Here is a 23,216-nt window from a genome sequence, read left to right on the forward strand (position 1 = left end):
CCAGCCGCAGCGGCGGCTGTGCGGCAGCCGAGACCGGGTGGGCGTCGGGCCTAGCGGTGCGGCCAGCCACAGCAGCGGCGGATGCAGCAGTGCGGCCGGCCGCGGCTGTGCAGGGCTGGCTGGTCGGCGTCCCCTTGTTCAGGTGTTCAAATGGCGGCTTGCGAAGTCCAGTTCCAGGCGTACCTGCTTGATGCGTTCGTCTACTACCAGGGAGCCGTGGCCGGCGTCGTAACGGTAGACCTCGTGGATTGCGGCGCGGGATTCCAGGCGCTTGACGTAGTTGTCGATCTGGCGGATGGGGCAGCGGGGGTCGTTCACGCCGGCGGAGATGTAGACAGGGGCCTTGACGTCGTCCACGTAGGTGATCGGGGAGGACGCCTCGAAGCGTTCCGGGACCTCCTCGGGGGTGCCGCCCAGGAGGGTGCGGTCCATGGCCTTCAGGGCTTCCATCTCGTCGTGGTAGGCCGTGACGTAGTCCGCCACCGGGACCGCCGCGATGCCCAGGGTCCAGGCGTCCGGCTGGGTGCCCAGGCCCAGGAGGGTGAGGTAGCCGCCCCAGGAGCCGCCCGTCAGGATCAGGCGGCTGGGGTCGGCCAGGCCTGAGGACACCGCCCATTCCCGGACCGCCGCGATGTCTTCCAGCTCGATCAGGCCCACGCGGTGCTTCAGGGCGTCCGTCCAGGCCCGGCCGTAGCCCGTCGAGCCCCGGTAGTTGACCCTGACGACCGCGTAACCGTGGTCCACCCAGGCCGCCGGTCCCGCGGCGAAGGCGTCGCTGTCGTGCCAGGTCGGGCCGCCGTGGATGTCGAAGACCGTGGGGAGGGGGCCGCCCGTGGAGTTCGCCGGCTTTTGGATCAGGGCGTGGATCCGGCCGCCGGGGCCCTCCACCCACACGTCCTCCACCGGGACCGAGCCCGGCGACTTCATCCCCGGTGGGTCCAGGACCACCTCGCCCTTCGTCGAGCGGACCGTCGACGGTTCGGCGGCCGAGGACCACAGGAACTCCACCGTGCCGTCGGGGCGGGCCGTCGCGCCCGAGACCGAGCCCTGCGGGGTGGGGATCCTTGTCAGGTCGCGGGTGGTGAGGTCGTAGCGGAAGAGCTCGCTGCGGGCCTCGTGGCTGTGCGCCACCAGCAGGCCCGAGCCGTCCGGATACCACTCCGCGCTCACATCGCCCGGGAGGTCCAGGGACAGGTCCGTTTCCTCGCCCGTCGCCACGTCCCACACCAGCGGCTCCCAGCGGCCGCGGCGCTGGTGGCCGACGAGGAGGCGGGTGTCGCCGTCGACCGGGGCGAAGCCCAGCACCTCCAGGCCCAGCTCGACGGTGCCGCCCTTGGTGTCGTCCAGCTCCGCGACCGCACTGCCGTCCGGGCGCAGGACGCGCAGCGCGGAGTGCATCGCGTCGCCGTGCTCGGTGTGCTCGACGGCGATCAGCGAACCGTCGTGGGAGAGATCACCCACGCCTGCCGACTCGCGGTGGCGGTAGAGCTCCGCCGGGGGCTCGCCGATGCGGGTGAGATGGATCGTCGTGCCCTCGTCGTCCGTGGAGCGGCCCACGATCGCCGTACGGCCGTCCCTGCCGAGGGCCAGGCCCGCGGGGTAGGAGGGGTCGAGGCCCGGGGTGGCCAGCTCGTCCTCGCCGCCGGCAAAGGGCTGGCGGCGCCAGACGCCGAACTCGTCGCCGTCCTTGTCGTCGAACCACCAGATCCAGGCGCCGTCCGGGGAGAGCACGCCGTCCGTCGTGCCGTTCGGGCGGTCCGTCACCTGGCGCTGCTCGCCTGTGGCGCGGTCCCAGGCGTACAGCTCGTACGTCCCCGTCGCGTTCGACACGAACAGGGAGCGGTCCGGGGCGTCCTCCGCCCAGTCCGGCAGTGACACCCGCGGCGCCCGGAAGCGCTTCTCCCAGTCCGGCATCTCCCGGTTCTGCTCCTGCTGATCCGGCGCGGCGGACCCGTTGCTCTCAGTCATGGCCCCATAGTGCCTGGCTCCGCCGACAATGCGCCGACCCGGTCCTCAGCCTGTGGACAACTCCTGCCGATCTGCGGGCCCGCTGCCCGTTGTCAGTGGTGCGGTGCACACTGCGGGGCATGACCGAATTGCGGAAGACCGTCGAAGCGTTCTGGGCCGCCTCGGAGGCCCGGGACTGGGAGGCGTTCGCGGAGACGCTCGCCGAGGATGTGCTGTACGAGGCGCCGTTGAGCCGGGAGCGGGTGCGGGGGCGGGAGGCGTATGTGCGGTTCAACCGGGAGTTTTCCGGGGACTGGCATGTGCGGGTCGAGCGGGTCGTCGCCGAGCCCGGTCAGGCCGTGTCCTGGATACGGTTCACGCTCGGGGACGAGGTGAACATCGGGATCTCCTTCTTCACCGGGGACGAGCATGGGCTGATCACCGGTGTCCCGGATTTCTGGCCGGACCCGTACGAGCCGCCTGCGAGCCGGGCCCATCTCACCGAGCGTTTCTGACCCCCGCCGGATCGGGGCTTCGGCCGTGCCCGTACCGTGGTGGCGTGTACCGGTTTCTGCTGACGCCCCGTTGGTGGGGGATCAACGTCTTCGTGCTGCTCGCCATCTCCTTCTGCATCTTCATGGGGGCATGGCAGCTGAGCCGGTTCGATGAGCGGGTGGAGGGCCAGCGGGGGGCCGGGGCGCGGGCCGCGTCCGACAAGCGGGAGGTCGCTCGGCCTCTTGCCGAGATGCTGCCGGTGGACAAGGCGACGGTCGGGAAGCAGGTCACGGCAACCGGGCGGTACGGGGAGCAGTTGCTCGTGCCGGATCGGGAGCTGGATGAGCGGCGGGGGTTCTACGTCCTGACGTTGCTGCGGACCGACGGTGGTTCGGCTCTGCCGGTGGTTCGGGGGTGGCTGCCCGGGGATGCGGATCCTGCCAAGGTGCCGGCTGCGCCTTCGGGGGAGGTCACCGTTACCGGGGCCTTGCAGGCGTCCGAGCAGCCCGGTGAGAACGGCGTGCCTGGGCAGGGGGGATCGCCTGCCGGGCAGACCGGGGCGATCAGTGCGGCTTCCTTGGTGAACCTTGTTCCTTACGACGTCTATGACGCGTGGGTGACCCTGAACCGGGGGGACGCGGGGATGAAGACCGTGCCGGTGAGTGGGGCACGGGACTCCGGGTTGGATCTGAAGGCATTCCAGAACCTTGGGTACACCGGGGAATGGTTCGTCTTTGCCGGGTTCGTGGTCTTTATGTGGTTCCGATTGCTGCGGCGTGAGGTGGAGTTCGCGCGGGACGCGGAGCTGGGGCTGGTGGCGCAGGAGGACGACGACCGGGTTGCCGTGTGAGGGCTGCCGGCCTGCGCCCGCCCTACGCCCCCGCCAGTACCCCGGTCCAGTAAACCGTCCCCGCGCAAGCCCCCGGGATCGTCACCTGCGCTGTAGGCGCCCCCGGCTCGGCCGTGTTCGACACCGTCACCGTGCCGTCGTTCGTGCCGTCCTCTGTCATGAGTTGGGTGGAGGTGCCGGTGTCGCCGCCCGTCGAGGTGCCCTCGGTGGTGGTGCCGCCGTCCGTGGGCGTGGGGTCGGGGCTGGGGTCGCCACCGCCGCCGACCGTGCCGCCGGAGGTCTCGCCGGTCGAGGGGCAGGCCTCCAAGGGGACCCAGGCGAACTTCACCTCGTACGAGGAGCCCGGCTGGAGCAGGAGGGACGTCAGTTCCAGGGACGGGTCGGGGAGGGCCGTCGCCGGGTCGCCGGAGATATGGCGGGCCGTGGTGATCTTCGTCTGGTTCGCCGCTCCCGCTCCCAGAGCGCCGAGCGAGCCCGGGCTCGTCACCGTGCACGCCTCCACCGAGGAGTTCGTGAAGCGGAACGTGCCGTAGACGGTGTTCACCCCGTCCGGCGCGTCCGCGCCCGACGCGGCGACCGCCAGCTGTTCCGCCGTACAGATGGCCGCGTCCGTGCCGCTGGTCACCGACGGGTCGGCCGAGCCGCCCGGGCCGGTGCCGTTGCCGTCGCCGTTGCCCTCGTTCTCCTTCTCCTCGCTCCCCTTGTCCTTGTCCTCGGTCTCGCCCGAGCCGCCGCCGGACGATCCCTGGCCCGTGTCGGGGTCGACGCCCTGGCTGGCACCGCCCTGGGCCTCGGTGCCGTGTCCTGCCACGGAGGGGTTGGCGCCCGGGCCGGTCGTCTGCGAGACATGCACCAGCGCCGGAACCGCCGTACCGACGAAGAGAGCCGCGGCCGCCATGCCGACAAGGGCCTGTCGCTTGCGCGCCCGCCGGGCGGGCACCGCGCGGCGCAGGTGCTCAAGGGTGCCGTCGCGCGGCTCGATCTCCTGGACCGCGTCGTGCAGCAGCCTGCGCAGATCCAAGCCGTCCGAGCCGTCCGAGCCGTCCGAGCCGTCCGAGCCGTCCGAGCCGACGAGCCCGTCGGGCCCCTGGCCCAGCAGCCCTCGCGGAGCCGGCTCCTCCGAGCCGTCCTTCGCAGGACCCCGGGCCTGCGCCCCGCGGGCGCCGAGGTCGTCCGAGTCGGGCCCGGTCGGGCCCTGGCCGTCGGGGCCGTGGTTCACAGTTCTGTTCCCAGCGTGCGATTGCTTCGGCGTCCGGTCGTCCCGGGACAGACCCGGGTGACGCCGTCGTTCGTCGTGGTTCCTGCTCATGCCGGCGCCTCCATCGCGACCCGCAGCGCCGCGATGCCGCGCGAGCCGTACGCCTTGACCGAGCCCAGGGATATGCCGAGCGTCTCGGCGACCTGCGCCTCGGTCATGTCCGCGAAATACCGCAGGACGAGAACCTCGCGCTGGCGGCGCTGCAGCCCCTTCATCGCCTTGATCAGGGAGTCGCGCTCCAGCTGGTCGTAGGCGCCCTCCTCCGCGCTCGCCATGTCCGGCATCGGCTTGGAGAGAAGCTTCAGGCCGAGGATGCGGCGGCGCAGGGCCGAGCGGGAGAGGTTCACGACCGTCTGGCGCAGGTACGCCAGGGTCTTCTCCGGGTCTCTGACTCTCTTGCGCGCCGAGTGGACGCGGATGAACGCCTCCTGGACGACGTCCTCGCAGGAGGCGGTGTCGTCGAGGAGGAGCGCGGCGAGACCGAGCAGCGACCGGTAGTGGGCGCGATAGGTCTCGGTGAGGTGGTCGACGGTGGTACCCGCCACGACGTCGTCCGCACCTTCACGCGGGCTGGGGATGCGGGCGGGCCGCGCTGCGGGCATGGGCGCAATCACCGGCATGCCGCCGGGCATGCCGGGCATGCGGGTTCTGCGGGAAGGGCGCGGCGGCCGTAGGGCCGTGCCGCGCGTTGCCGCATGGAAGTCGAGTACCTCTGCCACGCCAGTTGGACACGCTTCCCCCCGAGAGGGTTGTACGTGCCGGACGTCACTTTTGCGTCAGGCAGCACGGCTGACTGTGGCTCACATGCACTCACGCGTCCCGCTCTTCCCTTATGTCCCATATGAACGGGCGTCCCCACGCCCTGCTCATGGCGTCCCCACGCCAAGAAAAACGCGTCCACACACCCGCCTGGGGGCGACCGCAAAGACGCTCCCCGCCCTCCGCGCGGTTGCGGAGGGCGGGGAGGAAATCTTCGAACGCCGAAGAGGTCCAGTTCAAGTGGTACGGACCATCATCCGGCTCACATCTCTCACGCAGATCCTACAAATGGTGCACGGCAGATCCCGGAGATTTACGGCGGTCGGCTGCCCCAGCGAAAACTCCGCCGCCGTCAGGAGAACTCCGCCGCCACCAGCTCGGCGATCTGCGCGGTGTTCAGCGCCGCTCCCTTGCGCAGATTGTCTCCGCACACAAAGAGTTCGAGCGCCGTCGGATCGTCCAGCGCCCGGCGTACCCGCCCGACCCAGGTGGGGTCGGTGCCGACCACGTCGGCGGGCGTGGGGAACTCTCCCGCCTCCGGGTTGTCGAAGAGGACGACCCCGGGTGCCGTGGCGAGGATCTCGCGGGCCCGGGCGACCGTGACCTCGCCCTCGAAGCGGGCGTGCACGGTCAGGGAGTGCGTGGTGATCACGGGGACGCGGACGCAGGTGACCGCCACGGGCAGATGGGGCAGTCCGAGGATCTTGCGGGACTCGTCCCGCACCTTCATCTCCTCCGACGACCAGCCGTCCTCGCGCGGCGACCCGGCCCAGGGAACGACGTTCAGCGCGACCGGCTCCGGGAAAGGACCGGTGTTGTCGCCCACGGCCCGCCGCACATCGCCGGGGCTGGTCCCCAGTTCCGTACCGGCGACCAGGGACAGCTGCTGTCTGAGCGTCTCGACGCCCGCCCGGCCCGCGCCGCTCACCGCCTGGTACGACGACACCACCAGCTCGCGCAGCCCGAACTCGGCGTGCAGCGCGCCGAGGGCGACGATCATCGAGAGCGTCGTGCAGTTCGGGTTGGCGATGATGCCGCGCGGCCGCATCCGGACGGCGTGCGGATTGACCTCGGGGACGACGAGGGGCACCTCCGGGTCCATCCGGAAGGCGCCCGAATTGTCCACCACGACCGCGCCCTTGGACGAAGCGACCGGCGCCCAGCGCGCGGACACCTCGTCCGGTACGTCGAACATGGCGACGTCGACCCCGTCGAAGGCGTCCTCCGACAGGGCCACCACCTCGACCTCCTCGCCGCGCACGGCCAGTTTGCGGCCGGCCGAGCGCGGCGAGGCGATCAGTCGGATCTCGCCCCAGATGTCCGCGTGCTGCGACAGGATCTGGAGCATGACCGTGCCGACGGCTCCGGTCGCTCCCACGACCGCGAGCGTCGGTCGTCGGGTCATCGCCCGGTGCCTCCGTACACAACGGCCTCGTCGCTGTCGGAGTCGAGCCCGAAGGCGGTGTGCACCGCGCGTACGGCCTCGTTGACGTCGTCGGCGCGGGTGACCACCGAGATCCGGATCTCGGAGGTCGAGATCAGCTCGATGTTCACGCCCGCGTCGGACAGGGCCGTGAAGAAGTCGGCGGTGACGCCGGGGTTGGTCTTCATACCCGCGCCGACCAGGGAGATCTTGCCGATCTGGTCGTCGTAGCGCAGCGAGTCGAAGCCGATGCCGTGCTTGTTCTTCTCCAGGGCGTCGATGGCCTTGCGGCCCTCGGACTTGGGGAGGGTGAAGGAGATGTCCGTCAGACCGGTGGAGGCGGCGGACACGTTCTGCACGATCATGTCGATGTTGATCTCGGCGTCCGAGATCGTACGGAAGATCGCGGCGGCCTCGCCCGGCTTGTCCGGCACGCCGACGACCGTGATCTTGGCCTCGGAGGTGTCGTGCGCGACACCGGAGATGATGGCCTGCTCCACCTTCTTGTCCCCTTGCTCGATCGGCTCGCTGCTGACCCAGGTGCCCTGCAGTCCGCTGAAGCTGGACCGGACGTGGATCGGGATGTTGTAGCGACGGGCGTACTCCACGCAGCGGTGGAGCAGCACCTTCGACCCGGAGCTGGCCAGCTCCAGCATGTCCTCGAAGGAGATCCAGTCGATCTTCTTCGCCTTCTTCACCACACGCGGGTCGGCGGTGAACACGCCGTCGACGTCGGTGTAGATCTCACAGACCTCGGCGTCGAGGGCGGCGGCCAGAGCGACGGCCGTGGTGTCGGAACCACCGCGCCCGAGCGTGGTGATGTCCTTCTTGTCCTGGCTCACGCCCTGGAACCCGGCGACGATGGCGATATTGCCCTTGTCCAGGGACTCCCGGATACGGCCCGGCGTGACATCGATGATCCGGGCTTTGTTGTGAACCGAGTCGGTGATGACGCCTGCCTGGCTACCGGTGAAGGACTGGGCCTCGTGGCCCAGGTTTTTGATCGCCATGGCCAGCAGGGCCATGGAGATACGCTCTCCGGCGGTCAGCAGCATGTCGAACTCACGCCCGGCAGGCATCGGAGATACCTGCTCGGCGAGATCGATCAGCTCGTCCGTCGTGTCGCCCATCGCGGAAACGACGACGACCACCTGGTGGCCGTTCTTCTTCGCTTCCACGATCCGCTTGGCGACGCGCTTGATGCCCTCGGCATCGGCTACGGAGGAGCCTCCGTACTTCTGCACGACAAGGCCCACGTGCGCTCCTCGCTCAGTCCGTGTGTGTCGGCTCAGTTTAACGAGCGCAAGAATCTCGCCTTCGCGGTATCGCATGGTGAGATTCCGGCGCCCAGGTCAGCGCATGCCCCGGGAACCACTCCGGGAAAAGTGCCAAGCATCACAAGTGACTGCTGTGCATTAAGTTTCAAGCACTGAAGCGCGGCCGTGCGCGTACTCCTGGTGGAAGACGATGAGCCGGTCGCCCAGTCCCTCAGACGCGGTCTGACCCGCTACGGCCTCGAGGTCGAGTGGGTCGCCACCGGCGGCGCGGCACTGAAGCACGACGGCCCCTACGACGTCGTACTCCTCGATCTGGGTCTGCCCGACACCGACGGCCTCGACGTCTGCAAGGCGCTGCGCGGGCGCGGCGAGGTGCCGATCACCGTGACCAGCGCGCGCTGCGACGAGACGGACCGGGTGGTCGGCCTGGAGCTGGGCGCGGACGACTATGTCTCCAAACCGTTCGGGGTGCGTGAGGTCATCGCGCGGACACGAGCGGTGATGCGGCGCGTGCAGCCGCGCGAGGCCGCTGCCGCGGGCCCCGACCGCTACGGCTCCCGCCTCACCATCGACCGCAAGGCCGCCCGCGTCCGCCTGGACGGCGAGGAGGTGGCCCTCGCCCCCGAGGAGTACGACCTGCTGGCCTTCCTCACCGAGAAGCCGGGCGTGCTGATGACGGCGCCGCTGTGCACGGCGGCGGCGTGCACGGTACCGGCGGCGACGTGGATGACCCGGCAACTGCCCGAGCTTGTCCTTCTGTTGGTGATGGGCGCCCTGGTGACCGTGGCCGTGCTGCTGGTCATGCGCGGCGCACGTGTGGGCGCCCTGCGCGCAACCGGGGGCGCGGTCGCCGCCGGTGCGGTGGGCGGGTTCATGAACTCGGCGGCGGGGGTGGGCGGGCCGCCGATGTCCCTGTACGCCGTCAACGCGGGCTGGTCGGTACGGGAGTTCGTACCGAACGCGATGTTCTACGGCGTCGTCGTCAACGCCTTCTCCGTGGCGTCGAACGGGCTGCCGGAGCTCACCGCTCCGAGGTGGGCCGCGGTCGTCGCGGCCATGGCACTCGGCGGAGTGATCGGCAGAGGGCTCGCCTCACGGATACCGGAGCGGCGAGCCCGGCTGCTGGTGCTGACGTTGGCCCTGACGGGCGGGGTCACGGCCCTGGGAAAAGGACTGTGGGGCCTGGCTACTTGACCTCGCGCAGCCCCAGCGGGCCCGCGATCTCCTCCGCCATCACCCGGCCCGCCTCGAACTCCAGGGTGTCGTCGCCCGCGGACTGGTCGGTGTCCAGGCCGTCCAGTTCCTCCAGGGGCTGGTTCAGGCGGACGTGGGCGAGGACCGACTGCAGGGCGCGGAGGGTCGCGGACGCTGTCGAGCCCCAGTTGGAGAAGTAGGAGAACTGCCACCACCACAGCGCTTCCGTGGTGCGGCCCGCGCGGTAGTGGGCCATGCCGTGGCGCAGGTCGGTCATGACGTCCGCGAGGTCGTCGGAGATCCGGGCCGGGACGGGCGCCTTGCGGGGCTCGTACGGGTCGAAGACCTCCGAGTAGACGTCCACGGGGTCGAGGAGACGGGCAAGGTTCTCGCGCAGCCCGTCCACGTCCGGCTCGGGGCCCAGGTCGGGCTCGTAGCGCTCGTCGGGGACGATGTCCTCGTGGGCGCCCAGGCGGCCGCCGGCCAGCAGCAACTGGGAGACCTCCAGCAGGAGGAAGGGGATCGCCGATTCCGGCTCGTCGCCCTTCGCCACCTCGGTGACCGCAACGAGGAAGCTCTCTACCTGGTCGGCGATCTGGACCACGAAGTCGTCAGGGTCCTGGTTCGTCGCGTGCAGCGTGGCGTCAGACATCTAGGAGTCGTCTCCCCTCGAAGGCGCGGCCGAGTGTGACCTCGTCCGCGTATTCCAGGTCGCCACCCACCGGGAGGCCGCTGGCCAGGCGGGTGACCTTGAGGCCCATGGGCTTGATCATGCGGGCGAGGTACGTGGCCGTGGCCTCGCCTTCCAGATTCGGGTCCGTGGCCAGGATCAGCTCCGTGACCGTACCGTCGGCCAACCGCGCGAGAAGTTCTCGTATACGCAGGTCGTCGGGGCCCACACCCTCGATGGGGCTGATCGCTCCGCCCAGGACGTGGTAGCGGCCGCGGAACTCGCGGGTGCGCTCGATGGCGACCACGTCCTTCGGCTCCTCCACCACACAGATGACCGCGGGGTCGCGGCGGGCGTCGCGGCAGATGTTGCAGAGCTCTTCCTGCGCGACGTTCCCGCAGGCCGCGCAGAAGCGGACCTTCGCCTTGACCTCCATGAGGGCCTGCGCGAGGCGCCGTACGTCCGTCGGTTCCGCCTGCAGGATGTGGAAGGCGATCCGCTGCGCGCTCTTGGGACCGACGCCGGGCAGCCGACCCAGCTCGTCGATCAGGTCCTGGACCACGCCTTCGTACAACGGACTGCCGCCCTTCCTGGGGGTTCCTTCACTACGTACGGTAGAGGGCCCGCGGCCGTCTTAGAAAGGCAGGCCGGGAATGCCGCCGCCGAGGCCCTGTGCCAGCGGGCCGAGCTTCTGCTGCTGAAGCGCCTGGGCGTTCTCGTTGGCCGCGTGTACGGCGGCGACGATCAGGTCGGCGAGGGTCTCGGTGTCCTCGGGGTCCACCGCCTCGGGGTCGATCTTGAGGGCGCGGAGTTCGCCGGCGCCGGTGACGGTGGCCCTCACGAGGCCACCGCCCGCCTGACCGTCGACCTCGGTCCTCGCCAGTTCCTCCTGGGCGTTCGCCAGGTCCTGCTGCATCTTCTGGGCCTGCTGGAGCAGTTGCTGCATATTGGGCTGGCCACCACCGGGGATCACGATCAGCTCCTTGTCGTACGGCTACTGGGACGAGCCTACGTGGTCTGCTCAGCCATCGCCCCGGCACTCTTTCGAGTGAGGCGAAGGTGCGGCCTATACCTGATCAAGGGCCACTTCCGAGCGGAAAAGCGGCGAAAGCCGCCCCTTCGCCACCCATTGGGCGGTAGGAAGAGTCTGCGCATGAGGAAACCGGCCGTCACACACCGTGATCGGCGAGGGCCAGGTAGGTACCACGTAGGGACCAGGTAGGGAGTGCCGGGTGGGTCAGCCGGAGATGCAGCCCGAGTATCCGCCGGGCGATCTGACGGGGCGGGCGTTTCCGCTGGGCGACTGGGGCGAGCCCGCGGTGCGGCTGGACGAGCTGTACCAGTGGGTGGAGCGCGGGGCGCTGGACACGGCGGCCTGGTATCTCGCGGACCGGGTGTGGAAGCGGCGGGGGGCGCGGGTGCTGCGCGGGGGTGCGGCGGTGGGGGCGGTGTCGGGGGCCGCGCTGCCGTTGCTTGATCTGACGGGGGTCATGAGCGGGGTGGCGCCCTGGGGGTATCTCGCGCTGCTGCTCGCGGTCGCGTGCGTGGGGGTGGACCGGTTCTTCGGGGTGACGTCCGGGTGGATAAGGGACGTGGCTACGGCGCAGGCCGTGCAGCGGCGGCTTCAGGTGCTGCAGTTCGACTGGGCGTCGGAGAGCGTGCGGGAGGTGCTGGGGCCGGCGGAGGGGACGGCGAGCGAGGCGGCGGAGCGGTGTCTCGGGGTGCTGCGGCGGTTCTCGGAGGATGTGACGGAGCTGGTGCGGACGGAGACGGCGGACTGGATGGTGGAGTTCCGGACGGGGTCGGCGCCCATGGGGATCCAGGGTTCCGGGGCGGGGGGCGGGCGGCAGGAGGGGACGGTGGTTCAGGGGCGCTTTCCCATGCCGCCGGGGGGTTCTGCGCGGCCCAACATGCCTCGGCAGCGGCCGCCTGAGCCCAGGTGACGCCCGCCTCCTACGCCGACTCCCTGCACAGCCGTGCCCCCTCCGGGGTCGAGCACGGTACGTGGTCGTGGTTGCGGATCAGGGTTTCGCCGTTGTTCCTGATGTAGTCGAGGAAGCTGCCGGCCAGGGAGCCGCCGGGCGGGTCGCCGTACGTGTAGGCGTACTCCACACCGAAGTAGGGGTAGGGGTCCGACCCCCTCTCCATCGCCGCCGCCGAGGCCGTGGCGCCGTCCAGCGGGACCCTCGTGATGTTCTGCTGGGCCGTCGCGTTGTTCAGCTCGCTGTAGCCGATCGCGCCCCTGATCTCCGCCACCTTCTTCAACACCTCCTGCGTCGAGTCCAGCTCGCAGCGCACCGGCGCCGAGCGGTCCGTCCGGATGTCGCAGTCCAGGGAGGTGCTGGGTACGCCCTCCCAGGTGCCGTCCAGTACCCGGTCCTGGAAGACCTGGCGGGTGCCGGAGTCGGCGTCCCGGCTGACCAGTACCACCCGCCAGTGCGGCAGGTCCGGGTTCAGCTCGTCCCAGTACTTCACGTCACCGGCGTAGATGCGGCGCACGTCTGCCAGGGACAGGCCCTGCGGGAGCTTCAGGCTGTCGTTGACCACCAGCGCGAAGACCGACAGCGCTATGGGGAGGCGGGTCAGTGATGTGCCGGCCCGTTTGCTCGGCCCGTCGTGGAACGCGATCATCGACGCCTGTCTGCTTCTCGACTCACCGTCCAGCCCCGCCAGTTCGCCCACGCCCGCCGAACTGCCGCGCGCCTCGACCGTGATGTCGGCGCCCTCGCAGTCCTTCTCGTACTCCTTCGCCAGGTCCCGCACGACGGGCGCGAAGGCCGTGGACCCCGTGACCGTCAAGGTGCCCTGTTCGCAGCCGAGCGGCGGCGGGCTGTCGTCACGGAGCACGACGATCGTCGAGAGGGTGAGGACCGAGACCGTGAGCATGATGGTGATCAGCCGGGCGGCCCTGCTGAACAGCGGCGGCTTGTCGTCCGGTGTGGCGCTGCGGTTGGGGTGGACCTCCCCGTCCCGGATACCGCCGATGAGGCGGATGTCGCAGCCCACGTCGCCGCCCGACAGCAGCACGAGCAGCTTGAAGTGCTCGCCCCGGTTGAGCGGGACGCGCGGGATGCGCAGGGTGTTGCCGCCGCCGTCGTAGCCGAAGCCCGCGTGCGGGGTGAAGTGGCTCATCAGGTGGTCGGTGCCGGGCGGCTGGGTGACCGAGACACCGCGGATGCTGCGATCGGTGAACACGGCGGTCAGACCGTGGAGTTCGCGGCTGGTGTAGTCGTCGTGGCCGATGCCCTGCGAGCCGTCGTTCTCGATGCGCAGCAGCACCAGGGTCGCCTGGTGCATGCCCGGCGCCTCGTCGAAGAGGCCCATGCGGACGTTGGCACGGCCGGAAGCCACGTCGTCGCCGATGGGGTTGTCCATCTGGACGCGGTAACCGATCCGCTTACGGCGCGGTACCCGGCGCTCGTACCACACCATGACGGCCGAGGCCGCGATGCCGGCCACGGCCGTCGCCACGGCCACGACGTTCTCTGCGCTCAGCAACTCCATCGGGTGCCCCCGCAACTCCCCGGAGCCGGACAAGTGTGCGGCCACTTTATGTTCGGCGGGTGCGGGATTCCGGGGTCGTCGGCGGATGTTCGCTCAGCATTCAACCAGCGCCTGGAGAGCGCGAGTTCTCACTCCCTCGTGTAGGTCAGTTTCTCGCCGGTGCTCGGGTTGAGCCGCTCCAGGCTGCCGTCCCCGAGGAGGGTGAGCTCGGTGGCGGCACCCGGGGTGCAGGAGGAGGCCGGTTCACCGACGGTGACGGTGGAGGGGCCGATCTCCAACGAGCCTCCCCCCGTGGGCGCTTCGGCCAGCTTCGCCTGGAAGACGCAGTGGTAGTCCGCGCCGTCCGCGACAAGGGAGAGCACGATGTCGCCCACCTGGCCCTGCTGGAGGGTGAGTCGGCGGGTGTGGCGCCCGGCGTCGTTGTCGAGGGTGGTGGACCAGGTGCCGAGGTAGTCGGCCGGGATCGGCCCGTCCAAGGTTTCGGAGGCCGTCGGGGCCGGGTCCTCGGTCGTCGGGCCGGGTGTCACGGGGGCGCTTGTCCGAGGGGTCGTCGTGGGGTTGCCCTTGCCCTCCGTTCCGTCGTCCTCGGCGCCGTTCATGAGGGCGTACACCGAACCGCCCGCGGCCACCGCCACGACCAGCGCGACCGCGAGGAGCAGCGCGGTGGAGCGACCGCTGCGGCGGGGCGGCCGGGGCGGAGGGAGGACCGGGCCGTACGGCGTGGAGTAGGTGGGGTGCGGGGGCTGGTAGGGAGGCTGGGGATAGCCGTACGCGGGGTGCGCGGGGGTGGGACGGCCCTGGGCGGGGTGGGGTCCCGCCGGGTGGGGCGGGGCCCCGAAGGCCCCCGGCGGCGGAGCTACGGGCGGCGCGGGCGCCGCGGCCAGGGTAGGAAGGTGGTCCATCGCCCCGCCCGCCCCCGGCTGCCCCGGCGCGGGAGGCGTCTCGCCAGCGGCCGGACCCGGAGCCGGGTTCCCCGACTCGTCGGCGGCCGGCGCGTGCTCCGGGGACCCCGTGGCCGCCACCGGCTCCTCCGCCTCCAGCAACCCCACGGCGTGCCGCCCGAGTTGGGCCACCAGCGCACTGGGCAGCCAGGGGTCCCGGGAGCGGCCGTCGGAGACGGTGTCCTCCACCCCCGTACGCTCCAGAATCCGCGCCAGGGAAGGCCGTGCCCCCGGGTCCTTGCGCAGGCAGTCCCGGACCAGGTCGGCGATGCCCTCCGGCACCCCCGCCAGGTCGGGCTCCTCCTGCGCGATGCGGAACATCAGCGCGTGGACGCCGCTTCCCCCCGCGCCGAAGGGCAGCCGGCCGGTGGCCGCGTAGGCCAGGACGGATCCCAGGCAGAAGACGTCGCACGCGGGCGTGATGCGGTCCCCGCGCACCTGCTCGGGTGCCATGAAGCCCGGCGAGCCGACGAGCGCGCCGGTGCGGGTGAGGCCGGACTCGGCGATCGTCTCCAGGGCCCGCGCGATGCCGAAGTCGATGACGCGGGGTCCGTCGATGGTGACGAGGACGTTGGAGGGCTTGAGGTCGCGGTGGACGATTCCGGCGGCGTGGATGTCGGTGAGCGCGTGGGCGAGTCCGGCGGCGAGGATCCGTACCGAACGCTCGGGCAGCGCGCCGTGGTCATGGCCGACGACCTGCTGGAGGCTGGGCCCGGCGACATACCCGGTGGCCACCCACGGCACCGCGGCCTCGGTGTCGGCGTCGAGGACGGGCGCCGTCCAGTACCCGCCGACCCGCCGCGCGGCCTGCACCTCCTGGCGGAAGCGCGCCCGGAACTCCTCCTGCGCGGCGAGCTCCTCGCGCACCAGCTTCACCGCGACGGTGCGCCCGCGCTCCGACCGGGCGAGATAGACCCGCCCCATCCCCCCGGCCCCGAGCCGCGCGATGAGCCGATACGCCCCGATCCTCTGCGGATCCCCCGGCCCCAGCTGATCCATCCAGGCCCCTCCCCCGAAACGCCCCCGTGCCACGGACCCACGATAGTGCGGGCATACGGCGAGGTGAGCGGCCCGGCGTCTACGGTTCCGTAACATCCTCCAGGACCTTCGACAGCCGTTCCAGCAGCCGTACGGCGTCCGCGAGTTCGGCCTCGCCGAAGGCCTCCGCGAGCCGGTCGGCGAAGGCCGCGTGTCCCGGGTCGATCCGGCGGACGGCCGCGAGGCCCTCCTCGGTCGGCGCGAGCAGTTTGGCGCGCCGGTGGGCGGGGTTGGGCCGGTACGCCGCGAGCCCCCGCTCCACCAGCAGATCGGCGATCCGCTGCACGCTCTGCCGGGTGATCCCCATGGCCCGGGCGATCCCGGCGACCGGCAGCGGCTCGCGCAGCACCGCGCCGAGCACCTGCCACCAGGCCGCGGTGAGCCCGGCCGGCTCGGCCAACTCCTCGGCCACGGCGAGGAACTGGCCGTTGAGCCGGAAGACCCCCAGTGCGCTTCGGCTGAGCAGATCCTGCCGCTCGCGGCTCACCGGGCCTTCTCCAGGACCTCGTACGCCGACGCGTCGGAGTCGTGGAACAGCCGGTACCAGGCGTCCAGCACCTCGCCCTCGTAGACCCCGAGGAGCCCGAGGATCTCGCGGGCGAAGGCGACGGGTTCGGTGGGTCCGGCGGTGATCAGGGGGCCGTCGGTGACGGCATCGGTGTCGACATAGCGCTCGCCGCCGCCGTACCCCGTCGCCGCGAGATAGAAGGAGACCGCGCTGGTGTGCGCCCGGTCGTCGAGCACGCCCTCCCGGGCCAGACCGGCGGTGGCTCCGCAGATGGCGGCGACGGGCACACCCGCGGCCAGGAACTCCCGCGCCTTGCGGGCGAAGGGTGCGAGGTCGTCGGTGGTGTCCCAGAGGTCCGCGCCCGGGAGGATCAGCAGCGCGCAGTCCTCGGGGCGTACGGCGTCCAGGGCGAGGTCGGGCTGGACGCGCAGTCCGCCGATGCTGCGGACGGGGTCGGTGGTGGGGCCGACGGTGCGGATGTCGTACCCGGCGCGGGCGAGGTAGGCCGTGGCGTACCCCGTCTCCCAGTCGGCGTAGGCGTCGTAGACGGCGAGGTGTACCGCCTTGCGGATCATGACGGCCTCCTCGGCCACAGCGGCTTATGACAGCAGTCTGTCATTTGGACAGCGTGCTGTCAATGACGCGAACCCGTAGGTGAGAGTGTTCGACAACCTGTCGCGGAAACCCCCGTCCCACAGACAGGACGCCGATACCGCTTCCGCATCGCGGACATTTACCCTCGGCCGCATGACCCCTCAGCCAAACCCCGAGGTCGGCGCCGCCGTGAAGGCCGCGGACCGTGCGCATGTCTTCCACTCCTGGTCCGCGCAGGAGCTCATCGACCCGCTCGCCGTCGCCGGCGCGGAGGGGTCGTACTTCTGGGACTACGACGGCAACCGCTACCTCGACTTCACCAGCGGGCTCGTCTACACGAACATCGGCTACCAGCACCCGAAGGTCGTCGCCGCGATCCAGGAACAGGCCGCAACCCTGTCCACGTTCGCGCCCGCCTTCGCCATCGAGGCACGGTCCGAGGCGGCCCGGCTGATCGCCGAGCGGACGCCGGGCGACCTGGACAAGGTCTTCTTCACCAACGGCGGCGCCGACGCCGTGGAGCACGCGGTGCGGATGGCGCGGCTGCACACCGGGCGGGCGAAGGTGCTGTCGGCGTACCGCTCCTACCACGGCGGCACTCAGCAGGCCGTGAACATCACCGGTGACCCGCGCCGCTGGCCGTCCGACAGCGCCTCCGCCGGAGTCGTGCACTTCTGGGCGCCCTTCCTCTACCGGTCGCGTTTCTACGCCGAGACCGAGGAGCAGGAGTGCGCGCGGGCGCTGGAGCATCTGGAGACGACGATCGCCTTCGAGGGGCCGTCGACGATCGCCGCGATCATCCTGGAGACGATTCCGGGCACGGCGGGGATCATGGTGCCGCCGCCGGGCTATCTCTCCGGGGTGCGTGAGATATGCGACAAGTACGGGATCGTGTTCATCCTGGACGAGGTCATGGCCGGGTTCGGACGGACCGGTGAGTGGTTCGCGGCGGACCTGTTCGGTGTCGTACCGGACCTGCTGACCTTCGCGAAGGGTGTGAACTCCGGGTATGTGCCGCTGGGCGGTGTCGCGATCTCGGGCGCGATCGCGCAGACCTTCGGGAAGCGGCCGTATCCCGGTGGTCTGACCTACTCCGGGCATCCGCTGGCCTGTGCCGCCGCCGTCGCGACGATCGGCGTCATGGCGGAGGAGGGGGTCGTCGAGAACGCGGCGAAGCTGGGCGCCTCCGTCGTCGAGCCGGCCCTTCGGGAGCTGGCCGAGCGGCATCCCTCGGTGGGCGAGGTGCGCGGCGTCGGTATGTTCTGGGCGCTCGACCTGGTGAAGAACCGGGAGACGCGGGAGCCGTTGGTGCCGTACAACGCCGCGGGTGAGGCGAACGCGCCGATGGCGGCCTTCGGGGCCGCCGCGAAGAAGCACGGCATCTGGCCGTTCCTGAACATGAACCGGACCCATGTCGTCCCGCCGTGCAATGTCTCCGAGGCCGAGCTGAAGGAGGGCCTGGCGGCGCTGGACGCGGCCCTGTCGGTGGCGGACGAGTACACGCAGTAGCCGTCAAGAGCCGCTGTAGTGGCCGGGGTCACTCGCGAGCGACCCCGTAGCTCGAACGCGTAAGGTGGCGTGCTCGTAGACATATGCGTGCATGCCACCCCGCGCGAACGAGGAGACGTTCCGACCATGCCCGGCTCCAGCGGCAACGCTGCCGTGACCCGTAGCACCCTGCGGCAGCAGATCGCGGATGCCCTGCGGGACGAGGTGCTGGCCGGGCGGCTCCAGCCGGGGCAGGAGTTCACGGTCAAGGAGATAGCCGACCAGTACGGGGTCTCCGCCACCCCCGTGCGCGAGGCGCTCGTCGACCTGTCCGCGCAGGGGCTGCTGGAGGCGGACCAGCATCGGGGGTTCCGTGTCCACGAGTACTCGGTCGCGGACTACCGGGGGATCATCGAGGCCCGTGCCCTCGTCATCGACGGGATGTTCCAGGCGCTCGACGACGGCCGCAAGGGATACCGGGAGCCCGGCGACCCCCGCACCGCAGCCGCCCTCGCCGGTGTGCGCCGCCGCGGCGAGGAGGCCCAGCGGGCCGCCGGCGCCGGTGACCTCACCGTCCTCATAGGCTATGACCTGCGCTTCTGGCGCGAACTGGCCGCCCTCTTCGGCAACCCCTACCTCGCCGACTTCCTGCACCGGCTGCGCGTGCAGTCCTGGGTGTGCACGGTCCAGCATCTACGCCTGTTGACCGATCTGCGGGGCGAGCTGTGGTCGGGCCACACAGAGCTGGTGGACGCCCTGTCGCGGCGGGACACCAAGGCCGCGCGCTCGATCATCGCCGCGTACAACACCCACTCCCTCTCGGTGATCGAGCGACTCGCGACTTGAGGGATGGGTATGGGTCCTGCACGGCCCGTACCCCGGGCCGCTACTGGGGGGTTTCACCCCGGGCCGTACCGATTACTCTTCCCTGACCACCGCACTACGCCGCGCTACGCGAGGAGTCCTCTTTTGGCCTGTGACCTGTGGCTGGTACCGCTCGTCGACGTGTTGTGCCACACCCCCGACAACCCGTTCGCCGAGGAACTCGCGCAATACAACAAGGTGCTCGCCGAGGCCGGGTTGCCGCCGGTGCCGGTGTACCAGTACATGCCGGGCCTGTCCGGCGAGGTCGCCCCGGTGGCCGGATTCGACTACGACGCCCTGCACTTCCTGCGCCGCGCGTATCTGCTCCAGGTGTGCGGGCTGCCGGTGACGCCGGTCGACGAACTCGGCGGCGACTACGAGCAGCTCCTGGAGATGTTCGAGGCCACGGCCCAGCAGTCGCACCTGGTCTGGCACTACGACCACGCCGGGGCGTATGTCCCGGTGGACTTCCCGCATCCCTTGTCGAGTGACGAACTCCTCGCCGGGGGCGGCCCCTTGGGCTCGTCCCAGACTCTCCTGCGGGAACTGGAGTTCGTGGCCCCCTCGATCGGCATCGACCCGGCGAACCCGCCAACGGCGCCCCAACCACCCCTGGGACCGACGGAGTTGGAGGAACCGGCCATCCCGGCCCCCTACGATCCCAGCCCCTTCGCCCGCGAACGCCATGTCTGGCTGGGCCTGCACGCGGCGGCGACCCGGAGCCTGGCGCAGGGCTCGATGATCATCTTCAGCTGAGCTGGGAGAGTCCCTTCTGGAGGCCTCGGGGTTCATGACGGGGGTGAATGCGGCAGATATGCCCTATATGTCGTGGCTTGCAGCGGAAGGAAGGGACACCGGCTACGGCGTCACCGCCAGCGTGTACCCACTGTTGATCACCTTGGGTCAGTTCGTACTTCCCCGGCCGCCATCGCCGCCGCCCGAGCCCCAACGGCCGAAGTTCAGGGCACTTGCCTGACCGCGCTGAACGACACCCTGGCCGACACCGGCGCCTTCGCCCACACCAACACCGGCGACGCGTCCAGCATGATCGCGGCCATGGACGCGCACATCGGCATGCTCACCCTGATGCTGGTCGCGGTCGCGGGCCTGGGTGTGCTCGACACGGCCGTCCTCGACACCCGGGAGCGCATCCACGACCTCGGCATCCTCAAGGCCCTCGGCATGACGCCCCGGCAGACCGTCGGCATGGTCCTCACCTCGGTCACCGGCATCGGCCTGCTCGCCGCGGCCGCCGGGGTTCCGCTGGGCATCGCCCTGCACCACTACGTCACCCCGCTCATGGGCGACGCCGGCGGGATGAACCTGCCCGACGCGTTCCTCACCGTGTACGCCCCGCTCCCGCTGGCCCCGCTCGCCCTCGGCAGACTGTCGACCGCGGTGGGCGGCGCCTGCTCCCTGCCGGCTGGGCGGCCAGGACGGACACGGCGAAGGCACTGCGGACGGAGTGACACAGGCTCTGAGCGCGCGAAAGGGGCGCCCCGGCCGGGACGCCCCTTTCACACAGCGAGTGCCGCCCGGAAGAACGATCAGATGAACGAGTTGATCTCGATCGTCTCGTCCCGGCCCGGGCCCACGCCGATCGCGGAGATCGGGGCGCCGGACATCTCCTCCAGCGCCTTGACGTACGCCTGGGCGTTCTTCGGCAGGTCGGAGAAGGACTTCGCCTTGCTGATGTCCTCGCTCCAGCCCGGCAGCATCTCGTAGACCGGCTTCGCGTGGTGGAAGTCGGACTGCGAGTACGGCAGCTCCTCGACCCGCTTGCCGTCGATCTCGTACGCCACACAGACCGGGATCTGCTCCCAGCCGGTGAGGACGTCGAGCTTGGTGAGGAAGAAGTCGGTCAGGCCGTTGACGCGGGTCGCGTACCGGGCGATGACCGCGTCGAACCAGCCGCAGCGGCGGTCACGGCCGGTGGTGACACCCCGCTCGCCGCCGATCCGGCGCAGCGCCTCGCCGTCCTCGTCGAACAGCTCGGTCGGGAACGGACCGGCGCCGACGCGGGTGGTGTACGCCTTGAGGATGCCGATGACCCGGCTGATCTTCGTCGGGCCCACGCCCGCGCCGGTGCAGGCGCCACCCGCGGTGGGGTTGGAGGACGTGACGAAGGGATAGGTCCCGTGGTCGATGTCCAGCAGCGTGCCCTGGCCGCCCTCGAACAGGACGACCTTGTCCTCCTCCAGGGCCTGGTTCAGGACCAGCACCGTGTCGACGACGTACGGCCTGAGCTGCTCGGCGTAGCCCAGCAGCTCCTCGACCACCTGGTCCACGGCGATCGCGCGCCGGTTGTAGAGCTTGGTCAGCAGCTGGTTCTTGACGTCGAGCGCCGCCTCGACCTTCTGCTGGAGGATGGACTCGTCATAGAGGTCCTGCACCCGGATACCGACGCGGTTGATCTTGTCCGCGTAGGTGGGTCCGATGCCGCGCCCGGTCGTGCCGATCTTCCGCTTGCCGAGGAAGCGTTCCGTCACCTTGTCGACGGTGACGTTGTACGGCGTGATGACGTGCGCGTTACCACTGATGAGGAGCTTGGACGTGTCGACGCCTCGCTCGTTCAGCCCGCTCAGCTCGGAGAGCAGGACCGACGGGTCGACGACGACACCGTTGCCGATGACCGGGGTGCACCCCGGGGACAGGATTCCGGAAGGGAGAAGGTGCAGGGCGTACTTCTGATCGCCCACGACCACCGTATGGCCGGCGTTGTTGCCGCCCTGGTAGCGCACCACATAGTCAACCGAGCCACCGAGCAGGTCGGTGGCCTTTCCCTTGCCTTCGTCACCCCACTGAGCACCGAGCAGCACAAGTGCGGGCACGCGCGTACACCCCTTCCGGGCGGGGCATGTCCAAGGTCAGGGGTGTACGCCGCACGTGTGCGGGTGATACACCGGCGACCTTCGTTGGCCGCAAACCGTCGGACCGGATGCCCCGGAATAGACGAAGCCCCTGGCGCAATAGCGCAAGGGGCTCTTGCACAAAGATGCTACCCGAGGAAGCGAGGCATGGCCGAGGTGGCGACTTCCGCGACGTCCGATCAGCTGCTGGTGGTCATCGACCCGGTCGCCCGGCATACGGACGGGGAGTCCGTCAGGATCGCGAAAGACGTGCTCAGCGCGGGTGCCGCGATGAAGGTGTGCCTGCCGGAAGGGCCCGAGGAATTCGCCCGGGCGCTGGCGCGGCGCGGGTCGCGTCGGCCTGTCGTGGTGGGCGACGACCGGGCGCTGGTGCGCGCGGTGTCCGTGCTGCACCGCCGTCGGGAGCTGGCCGGATGTGCGCTGTCGGTGGTCCCGGTGGGCGCCGCGACGTCCCTGGCCGGCGCGCTGGGCATCCCCACGGGCGCGGTGGCGGCCGCGCGGGCGGTACTGGACGGGGCGGAACGGCGACTGGATCTGCTGGTCGACGACAGCGACGGGGTGGTGCTGGGGGCGCTGCGGATTCCTCCGGTGCCGCCGACGGGGAGCACCGAGTCGGTGGACGGCCGGCCCTGGCTGCGGACGTACCAGTCCCTCGTACGGACACTGGTCCCGGCCCGCCCGGCCCCGGCGCCGTCGGGTCCGTACCCGGCGCGCCTGAGGGTGGAAGTCGACGGCGTCACACTGGTGGACCTGGACCAGCCGGTGGAGGGCATCTCGGTCACCCCCCACGGCTCGGGCACCGCGTCAGTGGAGATCCGCCCGTCCTCGGTAGGCGCGGAAGCGGCCCCCCTCCTGGCCCGGGGCCGCCGGGTGACGGTCTCCGGCGCGGACTTCCGCTACCGGGCAGACGCGATGGAGGCAGGCCCGGTACGACGGCGCACATGGACGGTATGGGAGGGAGGCCTCGGCCTGACCCTGCCGACGCGGAGATGAGCCAGGGCAGCCGACGAAGCCGACGGCCCAATGGGCGGCCCACCGAAGCCCCCCACCGAGCGGCCCACAGCTCAGACCCCCGGGTCAGCGGGGCCCGGCGCAGGCGACGGCAGCGCGGACGGCTGGCCCGCCAGGCCCGGCAGCGCGGACGGCTGGCCCGCCAGGCCCGGCAGCGCGGACGGCTGGCCCGCCAGGCCGGCACCACCACCGCTGGGTCACCCGAGCAGGCACCCCAACCGCTCGGCGGCGCAGGCTATGGCAGCGCGGACGGCTGGGCCCGCCGGGCCCGGCACCACCGAGGCTGGGTCAGACTGCGGCAGCGCGGACGGCTGAGCCACCAGGCCCGGCACCACCACCGCTGAGCCACCAGGCCCGGCACCACCACCGCTGAGCCACCAGGCCCGGCACCACCACCGCTGGGTCACCAGGGCAGGCACCACCACCGCTGGGTCACCAGGGCAGGCGTCACCACCGCTGAGCCACCAGGCCCGGCACCACCACCGCTGAGCCACCAGGCCCGGCACCACCACCGCTGGGTCACCA

22 protein-coding genes and 1 pseudogene are annotated in these 23,216 nt (G+C 70.8%); 10 read left to right on the forward strand and 13 right to left on the reverse strand.

Features of this window, described 5'->3' with window-relative positions:
* Positions 1-138: 138 nt before the first annotated feature.
* Entirely contained in the window at positions 139-1,968 is a 1,830-nt protein-coding gene (locus RMT89_RS36195) for a prolyl oligopeptidase family serine peptidase (protein ID WP_315888002.1), read from the reverse strand.
* Positions 1,969-2,087: 119 nt separating this feature from the next.
* On the opposite strand from RMT89_RS36195, the gene RMT89_RS36200 reads away from it, so the two are divergent.
* The gene (locus RMT89_RS36200; RefSeq protein ID WP_315888003.1) at positions 2,088-2,462 is read left to right on the forward strand and encodes a nuclear transport factor 2 family protein; all 375 of its coding nucleotides are present in this window, start codon (positions 2,088-2,090) and stop codon (positions 2,460-2,462) included.
* A gap of 44 nt (positions 2,463-2,506) precedes the next feature.
* Positions 2,507-3,292: an SURF1 family protein gene (locus RMT89_RS36205; protein ID WP_315888004.1), complete on the forward strand. Its 786-nt coding sequence runs from the start codon at positions 2,507-2,509 to the stop codon at positions 3,290-3,292.
* 22 nt (positions 3,293-3,314) lie between these two features.
* Here RMT89_RS36205 and RMT89_RS36210 read toward each other — a convergent pair whose 3' ends face one another.
* From RMT89_RS36210 to RMT89_RS36225, 4 genes are all read right to left on the reverse strand, one after another.
* Positions 3,315-4,511, reverse strand: a complete 1,197-nt coding sequence (locus RMT89_RS36210; protein ID WP_315888005.1) for a hypothetical protein — start codon at positions 4,509-4,511, stop codon at positions 3,315-3,317.
* 86 nt (positions 4,512-4,597) lie between these two features.
* On the reverse strand, positions 4,598-5,191 hold the full coding sequence (locus RMT89_RS36215) for a SigE family RNA polymerase sigma factor (protein WP_315888006.1): 594 nt from the start codon (positions 5,189-5,191) through the stop codon (positions 4,598-4,600).
* Positions 5,192-5,661: 470 nt separating this feature from the next.
* Positions 5,662-6,714 carry an aspartate-semialdehyde dehydrogenase gene (locus RMT89_RS36220; RefSeq protein WP_315888007.1) on the reverse strand — a complete coding sequence of 351 codons (1,053 nt, stop codon included), beginning with the start codon at positions 6,712-6,714 and terminating at the stop codon, positions 5,662-5,664.
* Positions 6,711-7,988: an aspartate kinase gene (locus RMT89_RS36225; protein WP_315888008.1), complete on the reverse strand. Its 1,278-nt coding sequence runs from the start codon at positions 7,986-7,988 to the stop codon at positions 6,711-6,713. The genes RMT89_RS36220 and RMT89_RS36225 overlap by 4 nt, the downstream gene beginning before the upstream one ends.
* Before the next feature lie 186 nt (positions 7,989-8,174).
* On the opposite strand from RMT89_RS36225, the gene RMT89_RS36230 reads away from it, so the two are divergent.
* A complete protein-coding gene (locus tag RMT89_RS36230; protein WP_315888009.1) occupies positions 8,175-9,203 on the forward strand; it encodes a TSUP family transporter in 1,029 nt (342 codons plus the stop codon).
* Here RMT89_RS36230 and RMT89_RS36235 read toward each other — a convergent pair.
* From RMT89_RS36235 to RMT89_RS36245, 3 genes are read right to left on the reverse strand one after another with little or no spacing between them, the layout of a single operon-like run.
* Positions 9,196-9,855 carry a DUF5063 domain-containing protein gene (locus RMT89_RS36235; protein ID WP_315888010.1) on the reverse strand — a complete coding sequence of 220 codons (660 nt, stop codon included), beginning with the start codon at positions 9,853-9,855 and terminating at the stop codon, positions 9,196-9,198. The two genes, RMT89_RS36230 and RMT89_RS36235, sit on opposite strands and share 8 nt — an antisense overlap.
* Positions 9,848-10,447, reverse strand: coding sequence for a recombination mediator RecR (recR, locus tag RMT89_RS36240; RefSeq protein ID WP_315888011.1), 600 nt, complete (start codon positions 10,445-10,447; stop codon positions 9,848-9,850). The genes RMT89_RS36235 and recR overlap by 8 nt, the downstream gene beginning before the upstream one ends.
* A 60-nt stretch (positions 10,448-10,507) precedes the next feature.
* Entirely contained in the window at positions 10,508-10,846 is a 339-nt protein-coding gene (locus RMT89_RS36245) for a YbaB/EbfC family nucleoid-associated protein (protein ID WP_315888012.1), read from the reverse strand.
* Positions 10,847-11,105: 259 nt separating this feature from the next.
* Here RMT89_RS36245 and RMT89_RS36250 point away from each other — a divergent pair, with 259 nt between their 5' ends.
* Positions 11,106-11,816, forward strand: a complete 711-nt coding sequence (locus RMT89_RS36250; protein WP_315888013.1) for an SLATT domain-containing protein — start codon at positions 11,106-11,108, stop codon at positions 11,814-11,816.
* Positions 11,817-11,826: 10 nt separating this feature from the next.
* Here RMT89_RS36250 and RMT89_RS36255 read toward each other — a convergent pair whose 3' ends face one another.
* The 4 genes from RMT89_RS36255 to RMT89_RS36270 all read right to left on the reverse strand — a co-directional run bounded on the left by RMT89_RS36255 (position 11,827) and on the right by RMT89_RS36270 (position 16,439).
* Positions 11,827-13,377 carry a substrate-binding domain-containing protein gene (locus RMT89_RS36255; RefSeq protein WP_315888014.1) on the reverse strand — a complete coding sequence of 517 codons (1,551 nt, stop codon included), beginning with the start codon at positions 13,375-13,377 and terminating at the stop codon, positions 11,827-11,829.
* Positions 13,378-13,505: 128 nt separating this feature from the next.
* Positions 13,506-15,317: a serine/threonine-protein kinase gene (locus tag RMT89_RS36260; RefSeq protein WP_315888015.1), complete on the reverse strand. Its 1,812-nt coding sequence runs from the start codon at positions 15,315-15,317 to the stop codon at positions 13,506-13,508.
* 79 nt (positions 15,318-15,396) lie between these two features.
* Positions 15,397-15,843: a helix-turn-helix domain-containing protein gene (locus RMT89_RS36265; RefSeq protein ID WP_315888016.1), complete on the reverse strand. Its 447-nt coding sequence runs from the start codon at positions 15,841-15,843 to the stop codon at positions 15,397-15,399.
* Complete coding sequence (locus tag RMT89_RS36270; protein ID WP_315888017.1) at positions 15,840-16,439, reverse strand: type 1 glutamine amidotransferase family protein; 600 nt, start codon at positions 16,437-16,439, stop codon at positions 15,840-15,842. The genes RMT89_RS36265 and RMT89_RS36270 overlap by 4 nt, the downstream gene beginning before the upstream one ends.
* Before the next feature lie 172 nt (positions 16,440-16,611).
* Between RMT89_RS36270 and RMT89_RS36275 the strand changes: the two genes are divergently transcribed.
* The 4 genes and pseudogenes from RMT89_RS36275 to RMT89_RS36290 form a co-directional block, all read left to right on the forward strand.
* A complete protein-coding gene (locus RMT89_RS36275) occupies positions 16,612-17,967 on the forward strand; it encodes an aspartate aminotransferase family protein (RefSeq protein WP_315888018.1) in 1,356 nt (451 codons plus the stop codon).
* Positions 17,968-18,093: 126 nt separating this feature from the next.
* On the forward strand, positions 18,094-18,792 hold the full coding sequence (locus RMT89_RS36280; RefSeq protein WP_315888019.1) for a GntR family transcriptional regulator: 699 nt from the start codon (positions 18,094-18,096) through the stop codon (positions 18,790-18,792).
* A gap of 123 nt (positions 18,793-18,915) precedes the next feature.
* On the forward strand, positions 18,916-19,566 hold the full coding sequence (locus RMT89_RS36285) for a hypothetical protein (RefSeq protein WP_315888020.1): 651 nt from the start codon (positions 18,916-18,918) through the stop codon (positions 19,564-19,566).
* A gap of 330 nt (positions 19,567-19,896) precedes the next feature.
* Positions 19,897-20,040: pseudogene (locus RMT89_RS36290) on the forward strand (FtsX-like permease family protein); the annotation flags it as partial.
* 317 nt (positions 20,041-20,357) lie between these two features.
* Here the strand turns inward: RMT89_RS36290 and RMT89_RS36295 are convergent.
* Entirely contained in the window at positions 20,358-21,641 is a 1,284-nt protein-coding gene (locus RMT89_RS36295; protein WP_315888021.1) for an adenylosuccinate synthase, read from the reverse strand.
* Positions 21,642-21,827: 186 nt separating this feature from the next.
* Between RMT89_RS36295 and RMT89_RS36300 the strand changes: the two genes are divergently transcribed.
* Both RMT89_RS36300 and RMT89_RS36305 read left to right on the forward strand, forming a co-directional pair.
* Positions 21,828-22,673, forward strand: coding sequence for a diacylglycerol kinase family protein (locus RMT89_RS36300; protein ID WP_315888022.1), 846 nt, complete (start codon positions 21,828-21,830; stop codon positions 22,671-22,673).
* Entirely contained in the window at positions 22,670-23,035 is a 366-nt protein-coding gene (locus RMT89_RS36305) for a hypothetical protein (protein ID WP_315888023.1), read from the forward strand. Before RMT89_RS36300 ends, RMT89_RS36305 begins: the two co-directional genes overlap by 4 nt.
* The last annotated feature ends 181 nt before the right edge of the window (positions 23,036-23,216 follow it).

The sequence above is a fragment of the Streptomyces sp. P17 genome, assembly GCF_032436805.1.
Lineage (GTDB): Bacteria > Actinomycetota > Actinomycetes > Streptomycetales > Streptomycetaceae > Streptomyces.

What these genes read in the sequence shown, in the direction of transcription:
- RMT89_RS36200 (WP_315888003.1), top strand. Translation starts at nt 2,088, where the DNA reads ATGACCGAATTGCGGAAGACCGTCGAAGCGTTCTGGGCCGCCTCGGAG.
- RMT89_RS36275 (WP_315888018.1), top strand. Translation starts at nt 16,612, where the DNA reads ATGACCCCTCAGCCAAACCCCGAGGTCGGCGCCGCCGTGAAGGCCGCG.
- RMT89_RS36235 (WP_315888010.1), bottom strand. Translation starts at nt 9,855, where the DNA reads ATGTCTGACGCCACGCTGCACGCGACGAACCAGGACCCTGACGACTTC.
- RMT89_RS36255 (WP_315888014.1), bottom strand. Translation starts at nt 13,377, where the DNA reads ATGGAGTTGCTGAGCGCAGAGAACGTCGTGGCCGTGGCGACGGCCGTG.
- RMT89_RS36220 (WP_315888007.1), bottom strand. Translation starts at nt 6,714, where the DNA reads ATGACCCGACGACCGACGCTCGCGGTCGTGGGAGCGACCGGAGCCGTC.
- RMT89_RS36260 (WP_315888015.1), bottom strand. Translation starts at nt 15,317, where the DNA reads ATGGATCAGCTGGGGCCGGGGGATCCGCAGAGGATCGGGGCGTATCGG.
- RMT89_RS36300 (WP_315888022.1), top strand. Translation starts at nt 21,828, where the DNA reads ATGGCCGAGGTGGCGACTTCCGCGACGTCCGATCAGCTGCTGGTGGTC.
- RMT89_RS36280 (WP_315888019.1), top strand. Translation starts at nt 18,094, where the DNA reads ATGCCCGGCTCCAGCGGCAACGCTGCCGTGACCCGTAGCACCCTGCGG.
- RMT89_RS36195 (WP_315888002.1), bottom strand. Translation starts at nt 1,968, where the DNA reads ATGACTGAGAGCAACGGGTCCGCCGCGCCGGATCAGCAGGAGCAGAAC.
- RMT89_RS36215 (WP_315888006.1), bottom strand. Translation starts at nt 5,191, where the DNA reads ATGCCCGGCATGCCCGGCGGCATGCCGGTGATTGCGCCCATGCCCGCA.
- RMT89_RS36270 (WP_315888017.1), bottom strand. Translation starts at nt 16,439, where the DNA reads ATGATCCGCAAGGCGGTACACCTCGCCGTCTACGACGCCTACGCCGAC.
- RMT89_RS36305 (WP_315888023.1), top strand. Translation starts at nt 22,670, where the DNA reads ATGAGCCAGGGCAGCCGACGAAGCCGACGGCCCAATGGGCGGCCCACC.